Source organism: Streptomyces ovatisporus (assembly GCF_042653885.1).
GTDB lineage: Bacteria > Actinomycetota > Actinomycetes > Streptomycetales > Streptomycetaceae > Streptomyces > Streptomyces ovatisporus.
The window spans coordinates 86,416-106,423 of record NZ_JBHSFH010000004.1 but is presented as its reverse complement, the minus strand read 5'-3'; the positions used below and the strand labels follow the sequence as shown (position 1 = coordinate 106,423).

General features: G+C 71.6%; 20 protein-coding genes. 7 read left to right on the top strand and 13 right to left on the bottom strand.

Features of this window, described 5'->3' with window-relative positions; translation table 11 throughout:
• Positions 1-11: 11 nt before the first annotated feature.
• Positions 12-179: a DUF3117 domain-containing protein gene (locus tag ACFPA8_RS05345; RefSeq protein WP_016469583.1), complete on the bottom strand. Its 168-nt coding sequence runs from the start codon at positions 177-179 to the stop codon at positions 12-14.
• Between the two features lie 306 nt (positions 180-485).
• On the opposite strand from ACFPA8_RS05345, the gene ACFPA8_RS05340 reads away from it, so the two are divergent.
• Positions 486-1,274 carry an enoyl-CoA hydratase-related protein gene (locus ACFPA8_RS05340; RefSeq protein ID WP_386443058.1) on the top strand — a complete coding sequence of 263 codons (789 nt, stop codon included), beginning with the start codon at positions 486-488 and terminating at the stop codon, positions 1,272-1,274.
• Between the two features lie 15 nt (positions 1,275-1,289).
• Here the strand turns inward: ACFPA8_RS05340 and ACFPA8_RS05335 are convergent, their stop codons facing one another.
• The gene (locus ACFPA8_RS05335) at positions 1,290-1,898 is read right to left on the bottom strand and encodes a DNA-3-methyladenine glycosylase I (RefSeq protein ID WP_386443055.1); all 609 of its coding nucleotides are present in this window, start codon (positions 1,896-1,898) and stop codon (positions 1,290-1,292) included.
• Positions 1,888-2,346 (bottom strand): DivIVA domain-containing protein, encoded by a 459-nt coding sequence (locus ACFPA8_RS05330; RefSeq protein ID WP_386443052.1) that lies wholly within the window; start codon positions 2,344-2,346, stop codon positions 1,888-1,890. Before ACFPA8_RS05330 ends, ACFPA8_RS05335 begins: the two co-directional genes overlap by 11 nt.
• A 178-nt stretch (positions 2,347-2,524) precedes the next feature.
• Between ACFPA8_RS05330 and folP the strand changes: the two genes are divergently transcribed.
• Positions 2,525-3,394 carry a dihydropteroate synthase gene (folP, locus tag ACFPA8_RS05325; RefSeq protein WP_386443049.1) on the top strand — a complete coding sequence of 290 codons (870 nt, stop codon included), beginning with the start codon at positions 2,525-2,527 and terminating at the stop codon, positions 3,392-3,394.
• A gap of 22 nt (positions 3,395-3,416) precedes the next feature.
• Here the strand turns inward: folP and ACFPA8_RS05320 are convergent, their stop codons facing one another.
• Together ACFPA8_RS05320 and dapE are read right to left on the bottom strand one after the other, a co-directional pair.
• Positions 3,417-4,163, bottom strand: a complete 747-nt coding sequence (locus ACFPA8_RS05320) for an LOG family protein (RefSeq protein WP_386443047.1) — start codon at positions 4,161-4,163, stop codon at positions 3,417-3,419.
• Between the two features lie 164 nt (positions 4,164-4,327).
• Positions 4,328-5,407 carry a succinyl-diaminopimelate desuccinylase gene (gene dapE, locus ACFPA8_RS05315; RefSeq protein WP_386443044.1) on the bottom strand — a complete coding sequence of 360 codons (1,080 nt, stop codon included), beginning with the start codon at positions 5,405-5,407 and terminating at the stop codon, positions 4,328-4,330.
• A gap of 51 nt (positions 5,408-5,458) precedes the next feature.
• On the opposite strand from dapE, the gene ACFPA8_RS05310 reads away from it, so the two are divergent.
• Positions 5,459-6,484: a VldE C-terminal domain-containing protein gene (locus tag ACFPA8_RS05310; RefSeq protein WP_386443041.1), complete on the top strand. Its 1,026-nt coding sequence runs from the start codon at positions 5,459-5,461 to the stop codon at positions 6,482-6,484.
• Between the two features lie 350 nt (positions 6,485-6,834).
• Entirely contained in the window at positions 6,835-7,296 is a 462-nt protein-coding gene (locus ACFPA8_RS05305; protein ID WP_386443039.1) for an ATP-binding protein, read from the top strand.
• Positions 7,297-7,413: 117 nt separating this feature from the next.
• On the opposite strand, the gene dapC is transcribed toward ACFPA8_RS05305, so the two are convergent.
• Both dapC and fdxA read right to left on the bottom strand, forming a co-directional pair.
• Complete coding sequence (gene dapC, locus ACFPA8_RS05300; protein ID WP_386443036.1) at positions 7,414-8,517, bottom strand: succinyldiaminopimelate transaminase; 1,104 nt, start codon at positions 8,515-8,517, stop codon at positions 7,414-7,416.
• A 153-nt stretch (positions 8,518-8,670) separates the two neighbouring features.
• A complete protein-coding gene (gene fdxA / locus ACFPA8_RS05295; RefSeq protein WP_027764481.1) occupies positions 8,671-8,997 on the bottom strand; it encodes a ferredoxin in 327 nt (108 codons plus the stop codon).
• Positions 8,998-9,135: 138 nt separating this feature from the next.
• Here fdxA and ACFPA8_RS05290 point away from each other — a divergent pair, with 138 nt between their 5' ends.
• Together ACFPA8_RS05290 and ACFPA8_RS05285 are read left to right on the top strand one after the other, a co-directional pair.
• On the top strand, positions 9,136-10,215 hold the full coding sequence (locus ACFPA8_RS05290) for a GNAT family N-acetyltransferase (protein ID WP_386443032.1): 1,080 nt from the start codon (positions 9,136-9,138) through the stop codon (positions 10,213-10,215).
• Positions 10,205-11,134 carry a transglutaminase-like domain-containing protein gene (locus tag ACFPA8_RS05285; RefSeq protein ID WP_386443029.1) on the top strand — a complete coding sequence of 310 codons (930 nt, stop codon included), beginning with the start codon at positions 10,205-10,207 and terminating at the stop codon, positions 11,132-11,134. The genes ACFPA8_RS05290 and ACFPA8_RS05285 overlap by 11 nt, the downstream gene beginning before the upstream one ends.
• 129 nt (positions 11,135-11,263) lie before the next feature.
• Here ACFPA8_RS05285 and ACFPA8_RS05280 read toward each other — a convergent pair whose 3' ends face one another.
• The 4 genes from ACFPA8_RS05280 to ACFPA8_RS05265 form a co-directional block, all read right to left on the bottom strand.
• Entirely contained in the window at positions 11,264-13,351 is a 2,088-nt protein-coding gene (locus tag ACFPA8_RS05280; RefSeq protein ID WP_386443027.1) for a peptidoglycan binding domain-containing protein, read from the bottom strand.
• A 128-nt stretch (positions 13,352-13,479) separates the two neighbouring features.
• Entirely contained in the window at positions 13,480-13,968 is a 489-nt protein-coding gene (locus ACFPA8_RS05275; RefSeq protein WP_386443025.1) for a DUF6113 family protein, read from the bottom strand.
• On the bottom strand, positions 13,965-14,897 hold the full coding sequence (gene mshB, locus ACFPA8_RS05270) for an N-acetyl-1-D-myo-inositol-2-amino-2-deoxy-alpha-D-glucopyranoside deacetylase (RefSeq protein ID WP_386443022.1): 933 nt from the start codon (positions 14,895-14,897) through the stop codon (positions 13,965-13,967). The genes ACFPA8_RS05275 and mshB overlap by 4 nt, the downstream gene beginning before the upstream one ends.
• A gap of 30 nt (positions 14,898-14,927) precedes the next feature.
• The gene (locus tag ACFPA8_RS05265; protein ID WP_181764369.1) at positions 14,928-15,122 is read right to left on the bottom strand and encodes a hypothetical protein; all 195 of its coding nucleotides are present in this window, start codon (positions 15,120-15,122) and stop codon (positions 14,928-14,930) included.
• A gap of 218 nt (positions 15,123-15,340) precedes the next feature.
• Between ACFPA8_RS05265 and ACFPA8_RS05260 the strand changes: the two genes are divergently transcribed.
• Positions 15,341-17,641, top strand: a complete 2,301-nt coding sequence (locus ACFPA8_RS05260) for a S9 family peptidase (RefSeq protein WP_386443019.1) — start codon at positions 15,341-15,343, stop codon at positions 17,639-17,641.
• A gap of 166 nt (positions 17,642-17,807) precedes the next feature.
• Here ACFPA8_RS05260 and ACFPA8_RS05255 read toward each other — a convergent pair whose 3' ends face one another.
• A complete protein-coding gene (locus tag ACFPA8_RS05255) occupies positions 17,808-18,914 on the bottom strand; it encodes an ABC transporter ATP-binding protein (RefSeq protein WP_386443016.1) in 1,107 nt (368 codons plus the stop codon).
• An 11-nt stretch (positions 18,915-18,925) separates the two neighbouring features.
• Positions 18,926-19,999, bottom strand: coding sequence for an ABC transporter ATP-binding protein (locus tag ACFPA8_RS05250; protein ID WP_386443013.1), 1,074 nt, complete (start codon positions 19,997-19,999; stop codon positions 18,926-18,928).
• Positions 20,000-20,008 lie beyond the last annotated feature (9 nt).

Below are 20,008 nucleotides of genomic sequence, written 5' to 3'. Positions count from 1 at the left end.
GCTGCCGGCCGTCAGCCGCAGACTTTCTTGAGCTCCTCACCGAGAGCAGTCGCCTCATCCGGGGTCAGCTCGACGACGAGTCGCCCACCGCCTTCGAGCGGAACGCGCATGACGATGCCCCGCCCCTCCTTGGTCACCTCGAGCGGGCCATCACCCGTCCGCGGCTTCATGGCCGCCATGCTCGTTCCCCTTCCTGAAACCAGCTGATGCAGCCGACAACTCGCGTGTCACCGGCATCGAACACATTGCTCCTGGGTCATTATCCCGCATGGCAGGACCCGATGACCAACAAGAGGTCGCATCTCTTCTCACTCGCTCTCGCACAAAACCACTCAATCCGGCGGCGAGACTGCGATACTGCTCCGCCTCACGGGGCCGACGCCCCTCGGGACCGCCTCACTGTTTGACACAGTTCACACGCTGCACCCGTGCGAGCACCCCGGGACACCCTGTCGGCGCCCGTTGATCTAGGCCATGCTGGCCCCATGTCGGACACAGTGCTCTATGACGTGACCGAGGGTCTCGCGACGATCACCCTCAACCGCCCGGATGCGATGAACGCCCTCAGCAACGAGCTGAAGTCGGCGCTGCGCGACACCCTCCGCGCGGCGGCGGCGGACGAAGCCGTACGAGCCGTACTGCTCACCGGCAACGGGCGCGCCTTCTGCGTCGGCCAGGACCTCAAGGAACACATCGGTGCTCTCGAGAGCGGCGGAGGCGACGCGCTGAGCACCGTCGAGGAGCACTACAACCCCATCACGCTCGCCATCGCGGGCATGCCGAAACCGGTCGTCGCGGGGGTCAACGGAGTGGCTGCAGGCGCCGGTGCGGGCTTCGCCTTCGCAGCCGACTACCGCCTGATCGCAGAATCGGCCGCTTTCAACACCTCCTTCGCCGGGATCGCGCTCACGGCCGACTCCGGCATCTCGTGGACGCTGCCCCGCCTCGTCGGTCCGGGACGCGCCGCCGACCTGCTGCTCTTCCCGCGCAGCGTGCGGTCCGGCGAGGCGCTGGAGCTGGGCCTGGTGCACCGCGTCGTCCCGGACGGCGAGCTGGCGGAGCAGGCTGCCGCTGTGGCAAGGGAGTTGGCGCAGGGGCCCACGGCGGCCTACGCGGCGATCAAGGAGTCGCTGGCCTTCGGCGCGGGCCACTCGCTGGCCGAGACGCTGGAGAAGGAGGCGGAACTCCAGGTACGCGCAGGCGCGTCGCAGGATCACAAGGCCGCGGTCGAGGCTTTCGTGAAGAAGGAGAAGCCCCGCTTCACGGGCCGCTGACGCGCCGCCCGCGCATCACTCCGCCGGCTCGTGCATGCGCTCCCGCACCCAGCAGTCGGCCAGATGATCGTTGACCAGGCCGCAGGCCTGCATCAGTGCGTACGCCGTCGTCGGCCCGACGAAGCGGAACCCTCGCTTCTTCAAGTCCTTGGCGAGAGCCGTCGACTCGGCCGTCACGGCGGGGATGTCGGCGTGCGTGCGGGGTGCGGCTCTGCGCGCGGGGTCGGGGGCGTAGGACCAGATCAGCGCGTCGAGTTCGCCCTCGCCCAGCGCGGCTGCGACCTTCGCGTTGGCGACGGCCGCCTGGATCTTCGCGCGGTTGCGGATGATGCCGGTGTCGGCCAGGAGGCGCGCCTCGTCCGCCTCCGTGAAGGCCGCCACCTCCTCGATGCGGAAGCCCGCGAAGGCGGCACGGAAGCCTTCGCGGCGGCGCAGGATCGTCAGCCAGGACAGACCGGACTGGAACGCCTCCAGTGAGAGGCGTTCGTAAAGTGCGTCGTCGCCGTGCACGGCGCGGCCCCACTCGGTGTCGTGGTACGCGATGTAGTCCTCGGCCGAAAGGCCCCAGGGGCAGCGGAGCCGCCCGTCCGGGCCGGGCCGCGCGGTTCCCTCCTCAGCGCTCATCGGGGCGCTCCGTGCCGTCCTGGACGGAACCGTCGCCACGGACGATGCCGCTGCCGCCGTTGTCGCGGCGGCCGGCGGCGCCTCCGGCGTTCCCCGTGCCGGGGCCGCCGTACGCCTCGCTCCCCATCGCCGTGGCCTGTGCACCGGCCAGTGCCGACTCCAGTTCCGCGATGCGGGCGTCGCGCTCGGCCAGTTCCGCACCGAGGCGGTCCAGCACGTCGTCGACCTGCTGCATGCGGTACCCGCGGGCGGTGACGGGCAGGCGCAACGCGTCGACGTCGGCGCGGCTCACCGGGCGCGAGGCGGGAAGGGGCTCGTCGAGCTGGTCGGGCCAGCTGTCGGCGAGCCCGCCCGACGCGGCGCGGCCGCGCTCACCGCCGCTGCTCACCACGGCGAGCGTGACCGCGGCGACGACCACGGCAAGCGAGATCAGCAGGAACCAGAACACGGCCAACTCCCCCGACGTCCGTCCGGATGACTACGGCAGTCCATGGTCCCCGATCGTGTCACGCCCCGCCGACACACACCGGCCCGATCCCCAAGGGGACCGCCGCTTCCCGCCGGTTAAGGTCGGCACCGGGGAGGAACCGGCGTGGAACCCCCTGTTCTGACCGAAGGGATGGCGGATGCTGCGCCTGGGGACACGCGAGTTCGGGCTGCACGAGAGCGTGATCATGGCCATCGTGAACCGGACGCCCGACTCCTTCTACGACCGGGGCGCCACCTTCCGCGACGAACCGGCTCTGGAACGCGTCGAGCAGGCAGTGGCCGAGGGCGCCGCCATCATCGACGTCGGCGGTGTGAAGGCCGGGCCCGGCGACGAGGTGACGGCCGAGGAAGAGGTGCGCCGCACGGCGGGATTCGTCGCCGAGGTACGCAGACGGCATCCGGACGTCGTCATCAGCGTCGACACCTGGCGGCACGAGGTCGGCGAGGCGGTCTGCGCGGCGGGGGCCGATCTGATCAACGACGCCTGGGGCGGCGTCGACCCGGAGCTCGCACAGGTCGCCGCCCGGCACGGCGCGGGCCTGGTCTGTACGCACGCCGGGGGCGCCGAACCCCGCACCCGCCCGCACAGGGTGAGTTACGACGGCGAGGGCGGCGTGCTGGCCGACATCCTCAGGGTGACCCTCGGCCTGGCCGAGCGTGCCGTCGCTCTCGGTGTGCGCAGGGACGCCGTCCTCATCGACCCGGGCCACGACTTCGGCAAGAGCACGCGGCACTCGCTCGAAGCCACCCGGGGGCTGGAGGAGATGACCCGCACCGGCTGGCCCGTCCTCGTGTCCCTGTCCAACAAGGACTTCGTCGGCGAGACGCTGGACAAGCCGGTCAAGGAGCGGCTGACCGGCACGCTCGCCACGACGGCGGTCTCGGCGTGGCTCGGCGCGCGGGTCTTCCGCGTCCACGAGGTCGCCGAGACCCGGGAGGTGCTCGACATGGTCGCGTCCGTCGCGGGACACCGGCCGCCCGCCGTGGCCAGGCGCGGGCTCGCCTAGGGACGTGACCGGGCCGGCTGGTTCAGCCGGCTTCCTTGGTGACCACCGCGACGGCCTCCTCGATGTCATCCGTGACGTGGAAGAGCTCGATGTCCCGTGCGGACGCCTTGCCCTGGGCCACCACCGACTTGTGCACCCAGTCGATCAGGCCCTGCCAGTACTCGCTCCCGAAGAGGACGATCGGGAAGCGGGTCACCTTCCGCGTCTGCACCAGGGTCATCGCCTCGAAGAGCTCGTCCAGCGTGCCCAGTCCGCCGGGCAGCACCACGAAGCCCTGCGCGTACTTCACGAACATCGTCTTGCGCACGAAGAAGTAGCGGAAGTTGACGCCGATGTCGACGTACTGGTTCAGCCCCTGTTCGAAGGGGAGCTCGATGCCCAGCCCGACCGAGGTGCCGCCCGCCTCCAGCGCCCCCTTGTTCGCGGCCTCCATCGCGCCCGGCCCGCCTCCGGTGATCACGCCGAAGCCCGCCTCGGTGAGCGCCCGGCCGATGCGTACGCCCGCCTCGTACTCCGGTGAGTCCAGGGGCGTACGGGCGGATCCGAAGACGCTGATGGCGGGGCCGAGTTCGGCGAGCGCGCCGAAGCCCTCGACGAACTCCGACTGGATGCGCATGACCCGCCACGGGTCCTCGTGGACCCAGTCGGCCGGCCCGGTCGTGTCCAGCAGCCGCTGGTCGGTCGTCTCGGCCTGCATCTGCTTACGGCGGCGCACCACTGGGCCCAGACGCTGCTCACGCGGCTTCTGCCCACTCTCCGGGCTGCTCATCTCGTGCTCCCTCCGACTGCGATCATTCGTTTCAGCGTACGCAGGGACGGCCGGAACGGAGTTGACACGCAGCGGGATTCCCGCCGCCGAACCCGTGACCGCGAGGCGAACGGAGACCCCTTCCGGAAGACCTCCCCCGCGGGCGGACGGGCCGGACCGGCCGCTCAGGACGTCAGCCAGGCGTGCAGCCGCTCCTCGCAGTGCAGGATCTTCGCCGTCTCCACGTGCTCGTCCCGCTTGTGCGCGAGGTTCGGATCGCCCGGCCCGTAGTTGACGGCGGGCACGCCGAGCGCGCTGAAGCGGGAGACGTCCGTCCATCCGTACTTGGGCTCGGGCTCGCCGCCGACGGCGTCGATGAACGCCTTCGCCACCGGGTGCGACAGTCCGGGCAGAGCGCCGGGCGAGCTGTCGGTGACCGTCAGCTCCCAGTCCCCGCACCCCGCGAAGACCTCCCGCACGTGGGCCAGCGCCTGCTCCTCGTCCAGGTCCGGCGCGTAGCGGTAGTTGACGGTGACGGTGCAGACGTCGGGGATGACGTTGCCCGCGACGCCGCCCTCGATGCGCACGGCGTTGAGCCCCTCGCGGTACTCCAGGCCGTCGATCACCTTCCGCCTCGGCTCGTACCCGGCGAGCCGGGCCAGGACCGGAGCGGCGCCGTGCACGGCGTTCTCGCCCAGCCAGCCGCGGGCGGAGTGCGCGCGGACGCCGCTGGTCCGCAGTTCCACGCGCAGCGTTCCCTGGCAGCCGCCTTCGACGTGGCCGCTGGAGGGTTCGAGGAGTACGGCGAAGTCGCCCGCCAGCCAGTCGGGGTGCGCGGCGGCGACGTGCCCGAGACCGTTGCGGTGGGCCTCCACCTCCTCGTTGTCGTAGAAGACGAACGTCAGGTCGCGGTTGGGCTGCTGCACGGTCGCCGCGATGCGCAGCTGCACGGCCACGCCCGCCTTCATGTCGCTGGTGCCGCATCCCCACAGCACCCCGTGCTCGTCCAGCCGGGAGGGCACGTTGTCCGCGATGGGGACGGTGTCGATGTGCCCTGCCAGGACGACCCGCTCGGGCAGCCCGAAGCGGGTGCGGGCGACGACGTTGTCGCCGTACCGGTCGACGCTCAGATGCGGCAGGGGACGCAGTGCCTCCTCGACGGCGTCCGCGATGGCCCGCTCATTCCCGCTCTCGGAGGGAATGTCGACGAGCTGAGCGGTGAGCAGGGCGGCGTCCTGCTGCAGATCCAGTGCGTAGTGCGGCATGAAAACAGCCTACGGCCCTGGGATGTTGGCGTACCGGCTACCTTGGTGCCCGTGTCCCGCTCCGATACCCGCCCCACGAAGCCTCACGCGAAGAAGCTGCGGATAGCTGCGGCGTTCGCCGTGCTGTTCTCGATCGCCGGCTACGTCGCCGCTCAGTACGTCACCAGCGCCACCGGGCCGGCGCGATGCACCGTCAGTACGGCCGGCGCCGAGTCGAAGGACTACGAGCTGAGGCCGGAGCAGGCGGCCAACGCCGCCACCATCACGGCGGTCGGCTCACAGCGGCGGCTGCCGGAGCGGGCCGTCACGATAGCGCTGGCCACGGCGATGCAGGAGTCCTCGCTGCGCAACATCAGCCACGGGGACCGCGACTCGCTCGGACTCTTCCAGCAGCGGCCTTCACAGGGCTGGGGGACGCAGAAGCAGATCACCGATCCCGTGTACTCCTCGGGGAAGTTCTACGACCGTCTCGTGCGCATCCCGGGCTACTCGCGCCTGCCGCTCACAGTGGCGGCACAGCGCGTACAGCGCAGCGGCTACCCGCAGGCGTACGCGAAGCACGAGGCCAACGCCTCGCTTCTCACCGCCGCGTTGACGGGCCGCCGTGCCGCGGCCTTCAACTGCACGACGGGCCCTGCGGGCGGTGACGGCAAGGCGGGCAGCCCCGCGCAGGTACGGGAGCGGCTGATGCGGGAGTTCGGCAAGGACGTGCTGGCCGGATCGGAGAAGCCGGTGCCGGCCGCTGCCGCCGAAGGTGTCGGCCTGCGCGAGAGCGACGGCGGCGACGCGCGTGAGAGCGCCGGCGGCTACAGCAGGACACAGGCCGCCGCCCGGCTGTCGGCGGACGGCAAGGAGCCCGAAGTCCGCATCCCCGCAAGGGCGGACGAGCGCGGCTGGGAACTGGCCCACTGGGCGGTGGCACACGCCTCGGAACTGCACATCGCGCAGGTCTCGTTCGGCGACCGCGTCTGGGACGCGTCCAGTTCGGAGCAGGGCTGGCGCACCCGCGAGGGCTCGGACAGCGGCACGGGAAGCAAGCAGACATCGGTGCGCATGAGGCTGGCCACGGCCGACTAGGGCACCGAGAAGCCGGTCCGTCCGACACCTCCGACGCCCCTCCACCTTCGGGGGATTCCCCCGGCCCCTTGTGGACGCCCGTGCTGACGCACGCTGTGCTCCGACGCGTCCCTTCCGGACGCCAACACTCCCGCCACCGCAGCGCCTTGACGTCGCATTGCGCGTCAACTGCGCACCTCCGGAACGGGATTGGGAGAAGCGATTATGCGACGCATTGCCAATCCTTTACCCCGCTGACCCGCAACTTTCCCCCCTGCCGGGGCGATAGGCACAGCGCCCGACCGGGCGAGTCTCCCGGCGAGCAGGCATCACGTTTCCGTAGCAGTAGATCTCTCCGTCAAAGGAGCAACATGTCCCTCCCTCTCACGCGCCGGATCGCCAAGACCGTGCTGCTGACGGCCGCTGGCGCCGCCTCGGTCGTCGGTACGGCCGGCGCCGCGAGCGCCGCCGAACTGCCGTCGACCGCAGACGTGGGCGGGCTGAGCAACCTGGACACCCCGCTCGACCACTCCGTCGAGGGAGCGCGGAGCACCGCCGAAGGTCTCACCCCGAAGAGCACCACCAGCACCCTCGACAAGACCGCCCCGAAGGTCGAGAAGGCTGTCGTCGCCGACACCCGCTCGGCCGGTCCGCGCGCCCTGGCGGCCGCGGACAAGACCGCCGGCAGCCCCGTCGACGCCCTCCGCGAGAAGGTTCCGGCCCTTCCGGACGCCCAGCTGCCGCAGGGCCCGGGCACGACGCTGGGCGGTGTCGCACCGGCTCAGGGCCTCGCCACCGGCGGCAACGGCCTGAGCGGGCCGCTCGGTCTCTGACGCGCAACGCGGCGGGCACAGCCCGTCGTCCGGCACATCGCTCACGGGCAAGGGCCGCGGAGAAGCCTCTCCGCGGCCCTTGCCCGTCTCCGGTGCGGCGCCCCGCCGCGAGCCCTCTCAGGCCGTCAGCCTCCGCACAGCCTCCGAGACCCGCTCGTCCGTCGCCGTGAAGGCGACCCGTACGAACCGCTCCCCCGCCGTGCCGTAGAAGTCGCCCGGTGCGACCAGCACACCGAGCTTGGAGAGCTCGCCGACGGTGTCCCAGCACGGCTCGTCCCGTGTCGCCCACAGATAGAGCGACGCCTCACTGTGCTCGATGCGGAAGCCGCTCGCCTCCAGCGCCGCACGCAGCGCCGCACGCCGCGCCCCGTACCGTTCGCGCTGCTGCGCCACGTGCGCGTCGTCACCGAGTCCGGCGACCGTCGCCGCCTGCACGGGCGCGGGCACCATCATCCCGCCGTGCTTGCGGATCTGGAGCAGTTCGCCCAGGACCGAGGCGTCGCCGACGGCGAACGCGGCCCGGTATCCGGCCAGGTTGGAGCGCTTCGAGAGCGAGTGGACGGCGACGACGCCCTCGTAGCTGCCGCCGCACACGTCGGGGTGCAGCACGGATACGGGGTCGGTCTCCCAGCCGAGTTCGAGGTAGCACTCGTCGCTGACGAGAAGCACCCCGTGTTCGCGTGCCCAGGCGACCGTGCGCGTCAGTTCGCCCGCGTCCAGCACCTTCCCGGTGGGATTGGAGGGGGAGTTGAGCCACACCAGCCGAAGGCCCTCGGGGTCCAGCTCCGTCGGCTCGTCGGTCGGTACGGGCTCCGCCCTGGCGAGCCGTGCGCCCACCTCGTACGTCGGGTAGGCGAGCCGTGGATACGCCACGCGCTCGCCGGGGCCGATGCCGAGCTGCGTGGGCAGCCAGGCGACGAGCTCCTTGGAGCCGACGACCGGCAGGACGTTCCGGTGCGTCATTCCGACGGCACCGAGACGGCGTTCGCACCAGCCGGTGATCGCGTCCCGCAGTTCGGCGGTGCCCCACACCGTCGGGTAGCCGGGGCTGTTCGCGGCGTCGGCGAGCGCTTGCCGGACCACGTCGGGGACGGGGTCGACGGGCGTGCCCACGGACAGGTCCACGATCCCGTCGGCGTGCGCCGCGGCAGCTGCCTTGTACGGCTCCAGCTTGTCCCAGGGGAAGACGGGGAGCAGCCCGGAGACGGGTGAAGGGGGCACGGGGTGACTCACTTTCCGGTGGGAAACGCCGCAGTCCCGCACGGCAGCCGGTCGTGCCGGTCTGCCGTGCGGGACCACGGACGGGACTTACGGACGGGGACTACCGGCCTGCGCCGGGAACCGCCGCTCCCGGCGGCGGCTGCCCGGTCGTCGTCACTCGTCGTGGCTCTGCGGAGGGAGCGCGGCGATGACCGGGTGGTCCCGCTCGATCAGGCCGAGCTTGCTGGCGCCACCGGGCGAACCGAGCTCGTCGAAGAACTCGACGTTCGCCTTGTAGTAGTCCTTCCACTCTTCGGGAGTGTCGTCCTCGTAGAAGATCGCCTCGACCGGGCAGACCGGTTCGCAGGCCCCGCAGTCGACGCATTCGTCCGGGTGGATGTACAAGGACCGCTGGCCCTCGTAGATGCAGTCGACGGGGCACTCCTCGATGCAGGCCTTGTCCTTAAGGTCGACACAAGGCTCCGCGATGACGTAGGTCACGCTGTCGTTCCTCCTCAATAGGGCCGGCGGACCGGTGTCCGGCTCCGCCGCTGGGCGCGCGGGAGCGCGGCGTCGTCGATGCCCGTCCTAGTATCTCCGTTCCCGGTACGGAGACGAACAGGAGGGGCGGGTAGAGCTGTGGAATTCACCACGGGCGGACGCCTCGAAGTCCGGATCACCGCGTCTGACGTGGGAAAACGCGTCTCGGTGAGGTCTTTGACCGGATCCGGCGGACGGCACGCCACCTTCACCGACACGGTCGGAGTTCTCACATCCTGGAAAGAGGGTGTACTCCACATCACCCGCCGTGGTGGACAGAGCGTTCCGATCGACGAGGCGGCGCTGGTGGCCGGCAAGGTCGTGCCCGCCGCTCCGGCCCGCCGCAGGGGGCTTCCGGTGGCGAGCGTACGTGAACTGGCCGAGGTGGCGGCCCGCGGGTGGCCCGCGGCGGAGACCGGGCGACTGGGCGGATGGACACTGAGGGCCAGCACTTCGGAGCCGTCCGGCAGCGTCGCCCACCCGGACGGGGCGGCGGCAGCCCGGCGCGACGGCTTCACCGCACGCGCCAACTCCGTACTGCCGCTCGACGATCCGGGGATGCCGCTGGAGGAGGCCGTCACGGCGGCGCAGCGCTGGTACGAGGCACGGAACCTGGTGCCGCGCGTGCAGGTCACCACGGGCGGCGAACGGACCGACGAACTCCTCGCCGCGGAGCTGGAACGGCGCGGCTGGAGCGGCGAACGCTACGCGCTGCTGCGTATCGCCGCACTGGCGCCCCTCGCCGACAGGGAACCGGACCCGAGGGTGCGGCTCAGCCGCACACCGGACGAGGAGTGGCTCTCCCTCTATCCGCGGTCCGGGCAACTGCCCGAAGCGGCCTGGCGGGTGCTGACCGGCGGTCCGTCCGTCTGGTTCGCCACCGTGCCCGGGGATCCCGGCCGGGAAGGGCCCAGTGCCATCGGACGGTGTGTGACCGACGGACGGTGGGCGGGCTTCGCCGCCGTCGAGGTCGCGCCGGACCGGCGGCGGGAGGGCCTGGGGACCGCCGTGATGGCCGAGTTGGCCCGGCAGGCGCTCGCCGAGGGCGCGTCGGCCGCCTACCTCCAGGTGGAGAGCGACAACGCCGCCGCCCGTGCCCTCTACGACCGGCTGGGCTTCGCCGACCACCACGCCTACCACTACCGCCGCGCCCCCCAGGAGAGTTCTCATGCCGGATGAGCAGGCAAGCACGGGCGGGGACGGCGACGAGCGCAGCAACAGACAGCGGTTCGCGGAAGCCGCGCGGGAGGAGCGACCGGATCTGGCGCTGTTGTGCCTGCTGATCGGCGTCGAGGCGGCGACCGTTCCCTCGGGGCGGGTACGGGCGGGTGTGCGGCATGCGCCCGTGGACGTGGCCGCGGACGAGTCGGGCGTACTCGACGCGCAGATCGAACTGGACAGGCTGGCCGGTCTGTTGCCCTACGCGCCTGCACGCACGCCCGAACGATGGGCCACGGAGCTCCGCCGGCTGCTGGGTGAGGAGATGGGCTTCAGAGGCAACCCGGACGACTACCGGCGGCTTGAGTCGTCGCTGCTCCAGTCGGTGCTGAAGCTCCGGCGAGGACTGCCGATCCTGCTCTCGGTCGTCTGGACGGAGGTGGCGCGGCGGGCAGGTGCGCCGGTGTACGGGGTGGGGCTGCCCGGTCACTTCGTCGTCGGCTTCGGCGATCCCGGTGATGCCGGAGGCGCGCAGGCGTTCGCCGACCCCTACGACGGAGGACGCCTGCTCCACGCCGGAGAGCTGGAAGCGGTGGTCGCGGGAGCGACCGGCTCCCCCACGGCGCTCTCCCCGGCGATGCTCCAGCCGGCCGGCCCGCTCGACATCGTGCTGCGGATCCTCAACAACATCCGGGCGTGGGCGGCGGCACGTCCGGAACACTCCAGCGTCCAGCTGTGGGCGCTGGAGCTGTCCTTGCTGCTGCCCCGCCACCCGGCGCGTCTCCGCTACGAGCTCGGTCAACTGCTCGTGGAGCGCGGGGACTTCCCCGGCGGTGCCGCCGAGATGGAGGAGTACGCGGAAGCCGTCGCACAGGTGGAGCCCGAGACGGCGGAGGCCGTGCACAAGGCGGCGCACGCGGCGAGGGCGCGACTGAACTGACGTGACCGACGCGGTGGCGCCGCCGGTGCCCGACGGCGGGGCACGGGTTCGGCGCGGCACCGTTCGGCGCGGCACGGGTTCACGCCGGGCCAGGCTCACGCCCGGTGCGAGGTTCCCGCGGCTGCCGGCTCACTGGGGGTTGAGCGGGATCTCCTGGACGCGCTTGGCCGGGTCCGTCTCTTTCAACGCGAGCCGCAGCGCGCCCGCCACGTCCTGCGGCGTGACCGGGGACTTGCTGCCGTCGCCGCGCGTGATCTTCACACCGTCGAAGGTCGTGCCGTAGAGATCCTGGAGCACCGGCAGGTCGTACGTGTCGACGAGGGTGCCGTTGACCGGCTTCATGGACAGGAACTTGGGCAGCGACTTCTCCGGGCTGAACTGGATCGAGGCGTCGCCCGCCTTGACGGTCACCAGTCCGGACATCGCCGGCTTGCCGAACTCCTTGATGGCCCGGTCGAGTTCCGTCTTCCCTATTTGCGGCTGCTGAAGGGAGACGGGGAGCCGGACCGGGCTGTTGTCGCCGGTGGCCGCGCGGTCGCGGTACGCCTCCTCCAGCGCGATGCTCGCCTTGTCGGGGTCGATGCCCTTGTGCGGCTTCCCCGGGATCGCCACCGCCTTGCCCTTGATGAACTTGACCGCGCCGTCCTTGGGAGCACCGCCGTCGCCGGTCTGCTTGGAGACCGTCGCCAGTGCGGAGTCCATCTTCTCCTTGTCCACCTTGAGCGCGGGCTGCGCGTCGCGTTCGGCGCCGAAGAGGGAGCCGATGACGGTGACCGGGTTGTAGTCACGGCCCGCTGCGGCGCGCACGGTGGCCTCGGTGTCGAGAGTCAGACCCGCGACGCTCGGCTTGAGCTCGGCCCGCCGGCCGTTGGCCTCGATCCGGAAGGGCTGGGTCGTACGGTCCCCGAAGGCCGCGTCGAGCTTGTTGACTGCTTCGTGCCTGCTCGTGCCGCCGATGTCGACGCCCAGCACCGTGGTGCCGTTCGGGACGTCGGCGTGGTCGAGCAGCAAACCCGCACCGTAGGCGATGCCGACAAGCCCGAAGATTCCGACGCCGGCGAGCACCAGCTTGGAGCGGCCGCCCGAGGACGTCTCGTCGTCGGAGTCCGGGGAGTCGTCCGCGGCACCCGGGAACTGCGGCGCCGCTGGAGGGCTGGAGCCCTCTGCGGGAGCATGCGGGACCCTGCCCGTGAGCGTTTCGCTGGCGACGGGTTCGGCGGGGTCGTCGGGGGTCTCAGGGCCGCGGAGGGCCGGAGGCAGCAAGTGCTCGCCCGCGCCTCCCGGTGCGAACGGGGCGGGCCCCGCGCCCAGTCCGAGAGTCGAACCGGCGGGGGACTCGACCGGTCCGCCGGGCCTGGGCGGCAGGGGCATGTCGCCGTGTGCCGGGCCGGTTGTCGGTCCTGCTGTGCCGTCGGCCATGGGCGCAGGCGGAGGCCCTTCTGGGCCCAGCGGCCGTGGGGCACTGGGCGGGGGGCCGGAGAAACCTTCCGGGCCGCCGATCGACGGCGTGCCGTGCGCCGGGGTGCCGCCGCCGGGCAGCCGGTGCGAGCCGGTGTCGTACGGGTCGGCGGCGTTCGGGCCGTACAACTCGCTGACGCCGTAGGGGTTGCCGCCTCCGTACGGGTCGTGCGTGCCGTACAGGGGCTCGGCCGCCCCCGGGGAGGTACCCGCGCCGGCCTGAACACCTCCGGGGCCACCGGAGTTGCCGGGGGCACCCGCGCCGCCCGCTCCTCCGGAACTCCCGGAACTCCCGGAACCCGCCTTCCCCTTGCGGGGGGCGAACCAGTCGCTCGTCTCCTGGGTGAACTCGCCGCTGCCCGGGGCGCCGCCGGGCCCTCCCGGAGCGGGAGCGCCGCCCGCGCCCCTCGGACCCGGCAGGGGCGAGGAGGGCGCCTCCTCCGGCGAGAGCGGACGCGGGGCGCCGTCACCCGGGGTCCCGTCGGTATCCGCGTCGTTCACCGTCTTGCGTACCACGACGGGCGGAATCGGCCGCGAGCCCGGAATCTTGATCCGGATGCGCGTGGTCAGCGTCGTCTCGGTCTTGCGGTCGCCGGAGCGGCCCTTCGCGCCCGCGTTCGGGTCGGCGCCTGCGGCCTCTCCGGGATCGGCGGAGTTCCCGGCGGCACCAGAGCCGTACGGCTCTGCGCCCCGCGGGTACGGCCCGCCACGGCCCTGGCCCTCTGGCCCCGAGGACGAACGGTCAGTTTCACGACTCAAAGCAGGTACTCCCGGTTGGGTTCGCCGCCCATCATGCTTGTCCGAAGCGGCTCGCCGGCGGCCACCACCATACTTGGGCCGGCCGCCCCGGGACCCGGTCCCACGTAATCCCCTGGACAGCCGCCCCGTCAGTGGTACTTGTGCCCTGGCACCGGTGGTGCCGGCAGCGCGATCGTGGCACACATCACAGCTGCGAGCATCCCGCCGAGGAGAAAGACATATGAGCCGATTCCCGCTCCGAAGAGGAAGTCCCCTTCGGGCCGGGCCGTGGTCAGCAGCACCACGGTGACCGCCCAGCCCGCGCCCGGCGCGGCAGCTCCGACCCTGGTACGGCACAACTTCGCGCCGCCCCAGAAGAGTCCGACCGCTCCGGCGAGCGCGAGCAGCAGTCCACCGGGGAACCAGCCGCTCTGCACCAGGGAACCGGCGACGCCGGCCAGTACGCCGAGTACGAGCAGCGCGAAGTAGACACCCAGCCGGGCGGGCCGGGCGGCGGGCACCGGCTGCGGCCACCCGTACGGCAACTGCCCGCCACGGGGCGGCTGCCCGTCCCGCCGGTCCCGCTGCCCGCCGGCGCTCTGCCGCCCGGCACCGCCGTCTCCGCTGCCGCCGCTCATACGCCCGCTCCTGCGAACAAGTCCTCCGTGATGCCGCCGTCATGCTGCCCCGTGGAGCCTGCCGAGCGGTAGTACTCGGTGCTCAGCAGGGGCTGCCCGAGGCCGTTCGAGAGGGCGAACGAGTCGTCGACGACGGTGATCTGCGTCGCGTGCGCGCGCATGGCGGCCTGCTTCGCCTTCGCGTACGCGCGTGCGTCGACGGCGACGTCCACCGCAGTGTCGTCCACCACGCCCGGCACGTCCGACGCCCGGGCGATCTGCGGGAACGGGGAGCCCTCACCGGCCGTGCGCAGCCGGGCGAACCCCTCCTCGACCGCGGTGCGGGGCACGCAGTTCCAGTAGATCCGGGCCACCTCGTGCGGACGGCCGGCGCCGGGTTCGCACCGCGGGTCGGCGGCCAGCTCGGCACCGCGCATCGCGACGCGGTGCGCCTTGATGTGGTCGGGGTGCCCGTAACCCCCGTCGGGGTCGTAGGTGACGAGCACCTGCGGGCGGACCTCACGGATCACGGGGACCAGGTGCAGCGCCGCCTCGTCCAGGGGTGCCTGCCAGAAACTGCCGGGCCGGTCGTTCGTCGGCAGGCCCATCATCCCGGAGTCGCGGTAGCGGCCCGGGCCGCCGAGGAGGCGGTGGTCGCCGACCCCCAACTCCTGCATGGCAGCCGTAAGTTCGTCCGCACGGTGCCGCGCGAGCGGGGTCAGTCCGCCGGGAGCGGGATCGTTCCGCACGGAGTCGTCCTGCCCGTGCTGCGGCTCCAGGTGGGCCAGTTCGGGCGGGATCACCTCGCCCTCCTCGCCCAGGGTGCACGTGACCAGCGTCACGCGCGCGCCCTCGGCGGCGTACTTGGCCATGGTGGCGCCGTTGTTGATCGACTCGTCGTCGGGGTGTGCGTGCACCAGGAGCAGGCGGCGGTCAGGGGCTGCGCTCATGCCCCCGACCCTACGACCACGACGATGACGTCAGAACTTGATGTCACCGAGCATGCCGGCCACGTTCGTCGTCAGCTCGTTGATGGTCGGCGCCACGGACGAGCTCGCCAGGTAGAAGCCCAACAGCACGCAGACCACCGCGTGTCCGGCCTTGAGCCCGGACTTCTTCACCAGGAGCACGACGATGATCAAGAACAGCACGACCGCCGAAATCGAGAGTGCCACGGCGGTTCACCTCCAAGTACGAGCGGTCGGCGGACGGTTCCGGACAGCATGAGCCCATGACACGAGCGGGCCACCGGCTTCATACCCGGCTCCCGCCTCGCGCAATGGATCATAACTACCCGTCAGATGGCATGGGCCAGGTGCACGGGAGCAGAAGAGGGGCGCATATTCGGTTCCGGCCACCGCGCCGAGCGCCCGCCCGGCCTACGCTCTGCCCCATGGCCACCTCTTTTCCCCGTCAGTCCGCTCGTACCCAACGCTTCACGCTCGGCGCTCCCCGCGCGTTCACCGTCTCGCCCGACGGCTCGCGCCTCGTCTTTCTCCGCTCAGCCGGAGGCACTGACCGGGCGAATCGCCTCTGGGTGCGCCAGGTGCGGGACGACGGTGGAGCACAGGAGCGCGTCGCGGCGGAGCCCGAGGAACTGCTGGGGGGCGCAGCGGAGGAGTTGTCCCCGGAGGAGCGCGCCCGTCGCGAGCGGAGCCGGGAAGGATCTTCCGGAATCGTCGGATATGCCACTGACATGGCCGTCGAGCGTGCCGTCTTCGCACTGTCGGGGCGTCTCTTCGTCAGCGATCTCCTGGCGGGCAGCGCACAGGAGCTGTCCACACCCACACCCGTGGTGGATCCCCGGCTGTCCCCCGACGGCCGGCACATCGCCTACGTCTGCGGCGGCGCCCTGCGCGTCATCGGCACGGACGGCACGGGCGACCGCGAACTGGCGGCTCCCGAAGCCGGGACCGTCGCCTACGGATTGGCCGAATTCGTCGCGGCCGAGGAGATGCAGCGCAGCCGCGGTTTCTGGTGGTCCCCGGACAGCAGCCGGCTGCTCGTCGCCCGTACGGATGACGCACCGGTGCAGCGGTGGTGGATCGCCGACCCCGCCAACCCGCAGCAGGAACCGGCGCAGGTGGCCTACCCGGCGGCCGGCACAGCCAACGCCGAGGTCTCCCTGCACCTCCTGAGCCTCGGCGGGGACGGCGGAGAGGGCGGGGAAGGCGGAGAGGGCGGGGACCCGCGCGGTGAGCAACTCCGGCCCGTCGAGTGGGACTCCGCGCGGTACCCGTATCTCGCCCGCGTGCACTGGTCGACCGGCGGTCCTCCGCTGCTGCTCGTACAGGCCCGGGACCAGCGCGCCCAGCGCGTCCTCGGTGTGGACGTGCGAACGGGCGCCACCGACACGGTGCACGAGGAGCAGGACCCCGACTGGCTGGAGCTGTTCACCGGCGTCCCGGCATGGACCCCGGACGGCCGCCTCGTGCGCATCGAGGACACCCCCGGGACCCGGACGCTGATGGTCGGCGACGAGGCCGCGACGGCAGGCACGCTGCACGTACGGGCAGTGCTCGACGTCAGCGCCGACGGAATCCTCTTCTCCGCCTCCCCGGGAGCGTCGGCCCCGTCAGGGGAGGAGGGGCCGTCAGGGGAGGAGGGGCCGGAGGCGCTGACCCGGGGCGTCGGAGACATCGGCGTGTTCCTCGCCCGCTACGCCGCCGACGGTTCCGTCGCGGACTGTGAGCGCGTCGCAGACGGGGAGGACGACGGTGCGGCGCACGTTGCGTCCGCCGTACGCGGCGGCCCGACGCTCGTACTGTCCACCGCCGCACCCGGACGTGCGGGCTCACGTGTCAGCGTGCTGGGCCTGCCCGGGACCGACGTCCCGGCCGCCCCGGCCGGCGCTTCCGCGCGGCGGCTCGTCCCGCTCGGCACCGTCCCCTCCCACGCGCAGGAACCGGAGCTCCGCACGGCACCGCTCCTGACGCGTACAGGCGCGCGGGACATCCCCGCAGCCGTCGTACTGCCCACGGGCTACCGGGAAGCCGACGGTCCGCTTCCCGTCCTCATGGACCCGTACGGCGGTCCGCACGGACAGCGTGTGGTGGCCGCCCACAACGCCTACCTGACGTCGCAGTGGTTCGCGGACCAGGGTTTCGCCGTGGTCGTCGCGGACGGCCGCGGTACCCCGGGCCACTCGCCCGCGTGGGAGAAGGCGGTGTCCCGCGACATCGCGGACGTCACACTCGACGACCAGGTCGAAGCGCTCCGCTCCCTCGCGGCGGACCACCCGCTGGACCTGTCGCGCGTCGGCATCCGCGGCTGGTCGTACGGGGGGTACCTGGCCGCGATGGCGGTGCTACGGCGCCCGGACGTCTTCCATACGGCCGTCGCGGGCGCGCCCGTCACCGACTGGCGGCTGTACGACACCCATTACACGGAGCGCTACTGCGGCACCCCGCAGGAGGACCCCGAGGTGTACGCGCGCACGTCCCTCATCACGGACGACGGCCTCTCCGGCGCCGCCGAGCAGCAGCGGCCGCTGCTGCTCGTCCACGGGCTCGCCGACGACAACGTCGTGGTCGCGCACACCCTGCGGCTCTCCTCCGCGCTCCTCGCGGCGGGGCGCCCGCACGAGATGCTGCCGCTCTCGGGTGTCACCCACATGACGCCGCAGGAGCAGATCGCGGAGAATCTGCTGCTCCTCCAAGTGGCGTTCCTCAAGCGGACGCTCGGCATGACCTGAGGGCCCGCGGGAGCTCCCCGGGCCGTCCATCGGGGGCCCGGGGGCCATGGCTGCCACCCCCGCCGCACACGGAAGCGCCGCCGCGGAGACTCCCGCGGCGGCGCCCGTCGTGCCGGGGCCCGGGTGTGGACGACCGGCGAACCGGTGCTCCCCTGGCCGGCCCGGTTCAGCTCTCCATCGCCCTGAGGGCCGAGTCGAGGATGACGTCCTCCTCGCGGGCGGTCGTCGATCCCTCCTCCGGGAAGTGGCAGGCGGTGAGGTGTCCCGCGGCGTTGCCGGAGATCTGGACGAGCGGCGGGTCCTCCGTCGCGCACTTGTCCTGCGCCTTCCAGCAGCGCGTACGGAAGCGGCAGCCCGAAGGCGGGTTGATCGGCGAGGGCACGTCGCCCGCGAGGCGGATGCGCTCGCGCTCCTCCTCCTCGCCGTCGCTGAGCCTGGCTTCGGGAACGGCGGAGAGCAGCGCGTGCGTGTACGGGTGGCGGGGACGGTTGTAGATGGAGTCGCGGTCGCCGACCTCGACGATCTTCCCCAGGTACATCACCGCGAGGCGCTGCGAGAAGTGCCGCACGATCGCCAGGTCGTGCGCGATGAACACGAACGCGATGCCCATGTCGCGCTGAACCTGCTGGAGCAGGTTGACGACCTGGGCCTGGATGGAGACGTCCAGCGCGGAGACCGGCTCGTCCGCCACGATCAGCTTCGGCTCCAGGGCCAGCGCGCGGGCGACGCCGATGCGCTGCCGCTGTCCGCCGGAGAACTCGTGCGGGAAGCGGTTGTAGTGCTCCGGGTTGAGACCGACCGTCTCCAGCATCTCCTGGATGCGCTTCTCGCGGCCGCCGGGCGGATTGATGCCGTTGACCTCCATCGGTCCGCCGATGATGGAGCCCACCGTCTGCCGCGGGTTCAGCGACGAGTACGGGTCCTGGAAGATCATCTGGATCTCGGAGCGCACGGGCGCCAACTGCCTGCGGTTGGCGTGCGTGATGTCCTTGCCCCGGTAGCTGATCTTTCCCTTGGTGGGTTCGAGGAGCCGCGTCAGCAGACGACCCGTCGTGGACTTGCCGCAGCCCGACTCGCCGACCAGGCCGAAGCTCTCACCCGGCATCACGCTCAGGTCGATCCCGTCGACTGCCTGGACCGCGCCCACCTGCCGCTTGAAGGGGAAGCCGCCCATGATCGGGAAGTGCTTGGTCAGGTTCTCGACCTCGAGCAGGGCTTCGCCAGAACCGGGTACGGCGTCCTGCGGCTTGGTCAGGGTGAGTTCTTCGCTCATTGTCATACTCCCTAGCCCAGCCGGGGCTTGATCTGCTCGATGAAGAAGGTCTGCTTCTGCTCGGCCGTGAGGTGGCAGGCGGCGCCGCGCCCCGCGGGGAGCGTGGGCCGGTCGCCCGAGCAGGACTTGTCGCCGGCCACCTGGTCGACGAACTCGCAGCGCGGGTGGAACGGGCAGCCGGGCGGCGGCGCGAGCAGGCTCGGCGGTGTGCCCTGGATGGGCACCAGTGCTTCGTTGACGTCGCTGGACAGCCGCGGCATGGACGTCAGCAGGCCCCAGGTGTAGGGGTGTCGGGGCTCCCGCAGCACCTCCTTGACGGATCCGCGCTCGACGGCACGGCCGCCGTACATCACGAGGATGTCGTCGGCCACGTTGGCGATGACGCCCAGGTCGTGGGTGATGAAGATGATCGCCGAACCGAACTCCTGCTGGAGGTCCTTGAGCAGGTCGAGGATCTGCGCCTGGACGGTCACGTCCAGGGCTGTCGTCGGCTCGTCCGCGATGAGCAGGTCCGGGTTGCACACGAGCGCCATGGCGATCATCGCGCGCTGCCGCATGCCGCCGCTGAACTGGTGCGGGTAGTCGTTGACGCGCAGCTTGGCGTTGGGGATGCCGACCTTGTCCAGCATCTCCACCGCCCGCAGGTGCGCCTCACGCTTGGAGGCACCGGTGTGCTTGCGGTACGGCTCCGAGATCTGGCGGCCCACGGTGTAGTACGGCGAGAGCGCCGTCAGCGGGTCCTGGAAGATCATCGCCATCTTGTTGCCGCGCAGCGACTCCAGGGTCTTCTCCCGGGCGCCGGTCAACTCCTGGCCGTCCAGCAGGATCTCGCCGGAGACGGCGGTCTTCCGCGGGTTGTGCAGGCCCAGGATCGAGAGGTTGGTCACCGACTTGCCGGAGCCGGACTCGCCCACGATCCCCAGGGTGCGGCCGCGCTCCAGGTTGAAGGAGAGGCCGTCGACGGCCTTGACGGTGCCGCCCTCGGTGTCGAAGTGGACGTACAGGTCGCGTACGGACAGGAACGCACCGGAGGCGCCCGCGTCGCGCGGAGCCGGGACGTCCGCTTCCTTGGTCAGGGTGTTCACAGCGGTACT

Coding starts and splice junctions, on each gene's coding strand:
- ACFPA8_RS05345 (WP_016469583.1), bottom strand. CDS start 179: ATGGCGGCCATGAAGCCGCGGACGGGTGATGGCCCGCTCGAGGTGACC.
- ACFPA8_RS05340 (WP_386443058.1), top strand. CDS start 486: ATGTCGGACACAGTGCTCTATGACGTGACCGAGGGTCTCGCGACGATC.
- ACFPA8_RS05335 (WP_386443055.1), bottom strand. CDS start 1,898: ATGAGCGCTGAGGAGGGAACCGCGCGGCCCGGCCCGGACGGGCGGCTC.
- folP (WP_386443049.1), top strand. CDS start 2,525: ATGCTGCGCCTGGGGACACGCGAGTTCGGGCTGCACGAGAGCGTGATC.
- ACFPA8_RS05320 (WP_386443047.1), bottom strand. CDS start 4,163: ATGAGCAGCCCGGAGAGTGGGCAGAAGCCGCGTGAGCAGCGTCTGGGC.
- dapE (WP_386443044.1), bottom strand. CDS start 5,407: ATGCCGCACTACGCACTGGATCTGCAGCAGGACGCCGCCCTGCTCACC.
- ACFPA8_RS05305 (WP_386443039.1), top strand. CDS start 6,835: ATGTCCCTCCCTCTCACGCGCCGGATCGCCAAGACCGTGCTGCTGACG.
- ACFPA8_RS05285 (WP_386443029.1), top strand. CDS start 10,205: ATGCCGGATGAGCAGGCAAGCACGGGCGGGGACGGCGACGAGCGCAGC.
- ACFPA8_RS05275 (WP_386443025.1), bottom strand. CDS start 13,968: ATGAGCGGCGGCAGCGGAGACGGCGGTGCCGGGCGGCAGAGCGCCGGC.
- mshB (WP_386443022.1), bottom strand. CDS start 14,897: ATGAGCGCAGCCCCTGACCGCCGCCTGCTCCTGGTGCACGCACACCCC.
- ACFPA8_RS05260 (WP_386443019.1), top strand. CDS start 15,341: ATGGCCACCTCTTTTCCCCGTCAGTCCGCTCGTACCCAACGCTTCACG.
- ACFPA8_RS05255 (WP_386443016.1), bottom strand. CDS start 18,914: ATGAGCGAAGAACTCACCCTGACCAAGCCGCAGGACGCCGTACCCGGT.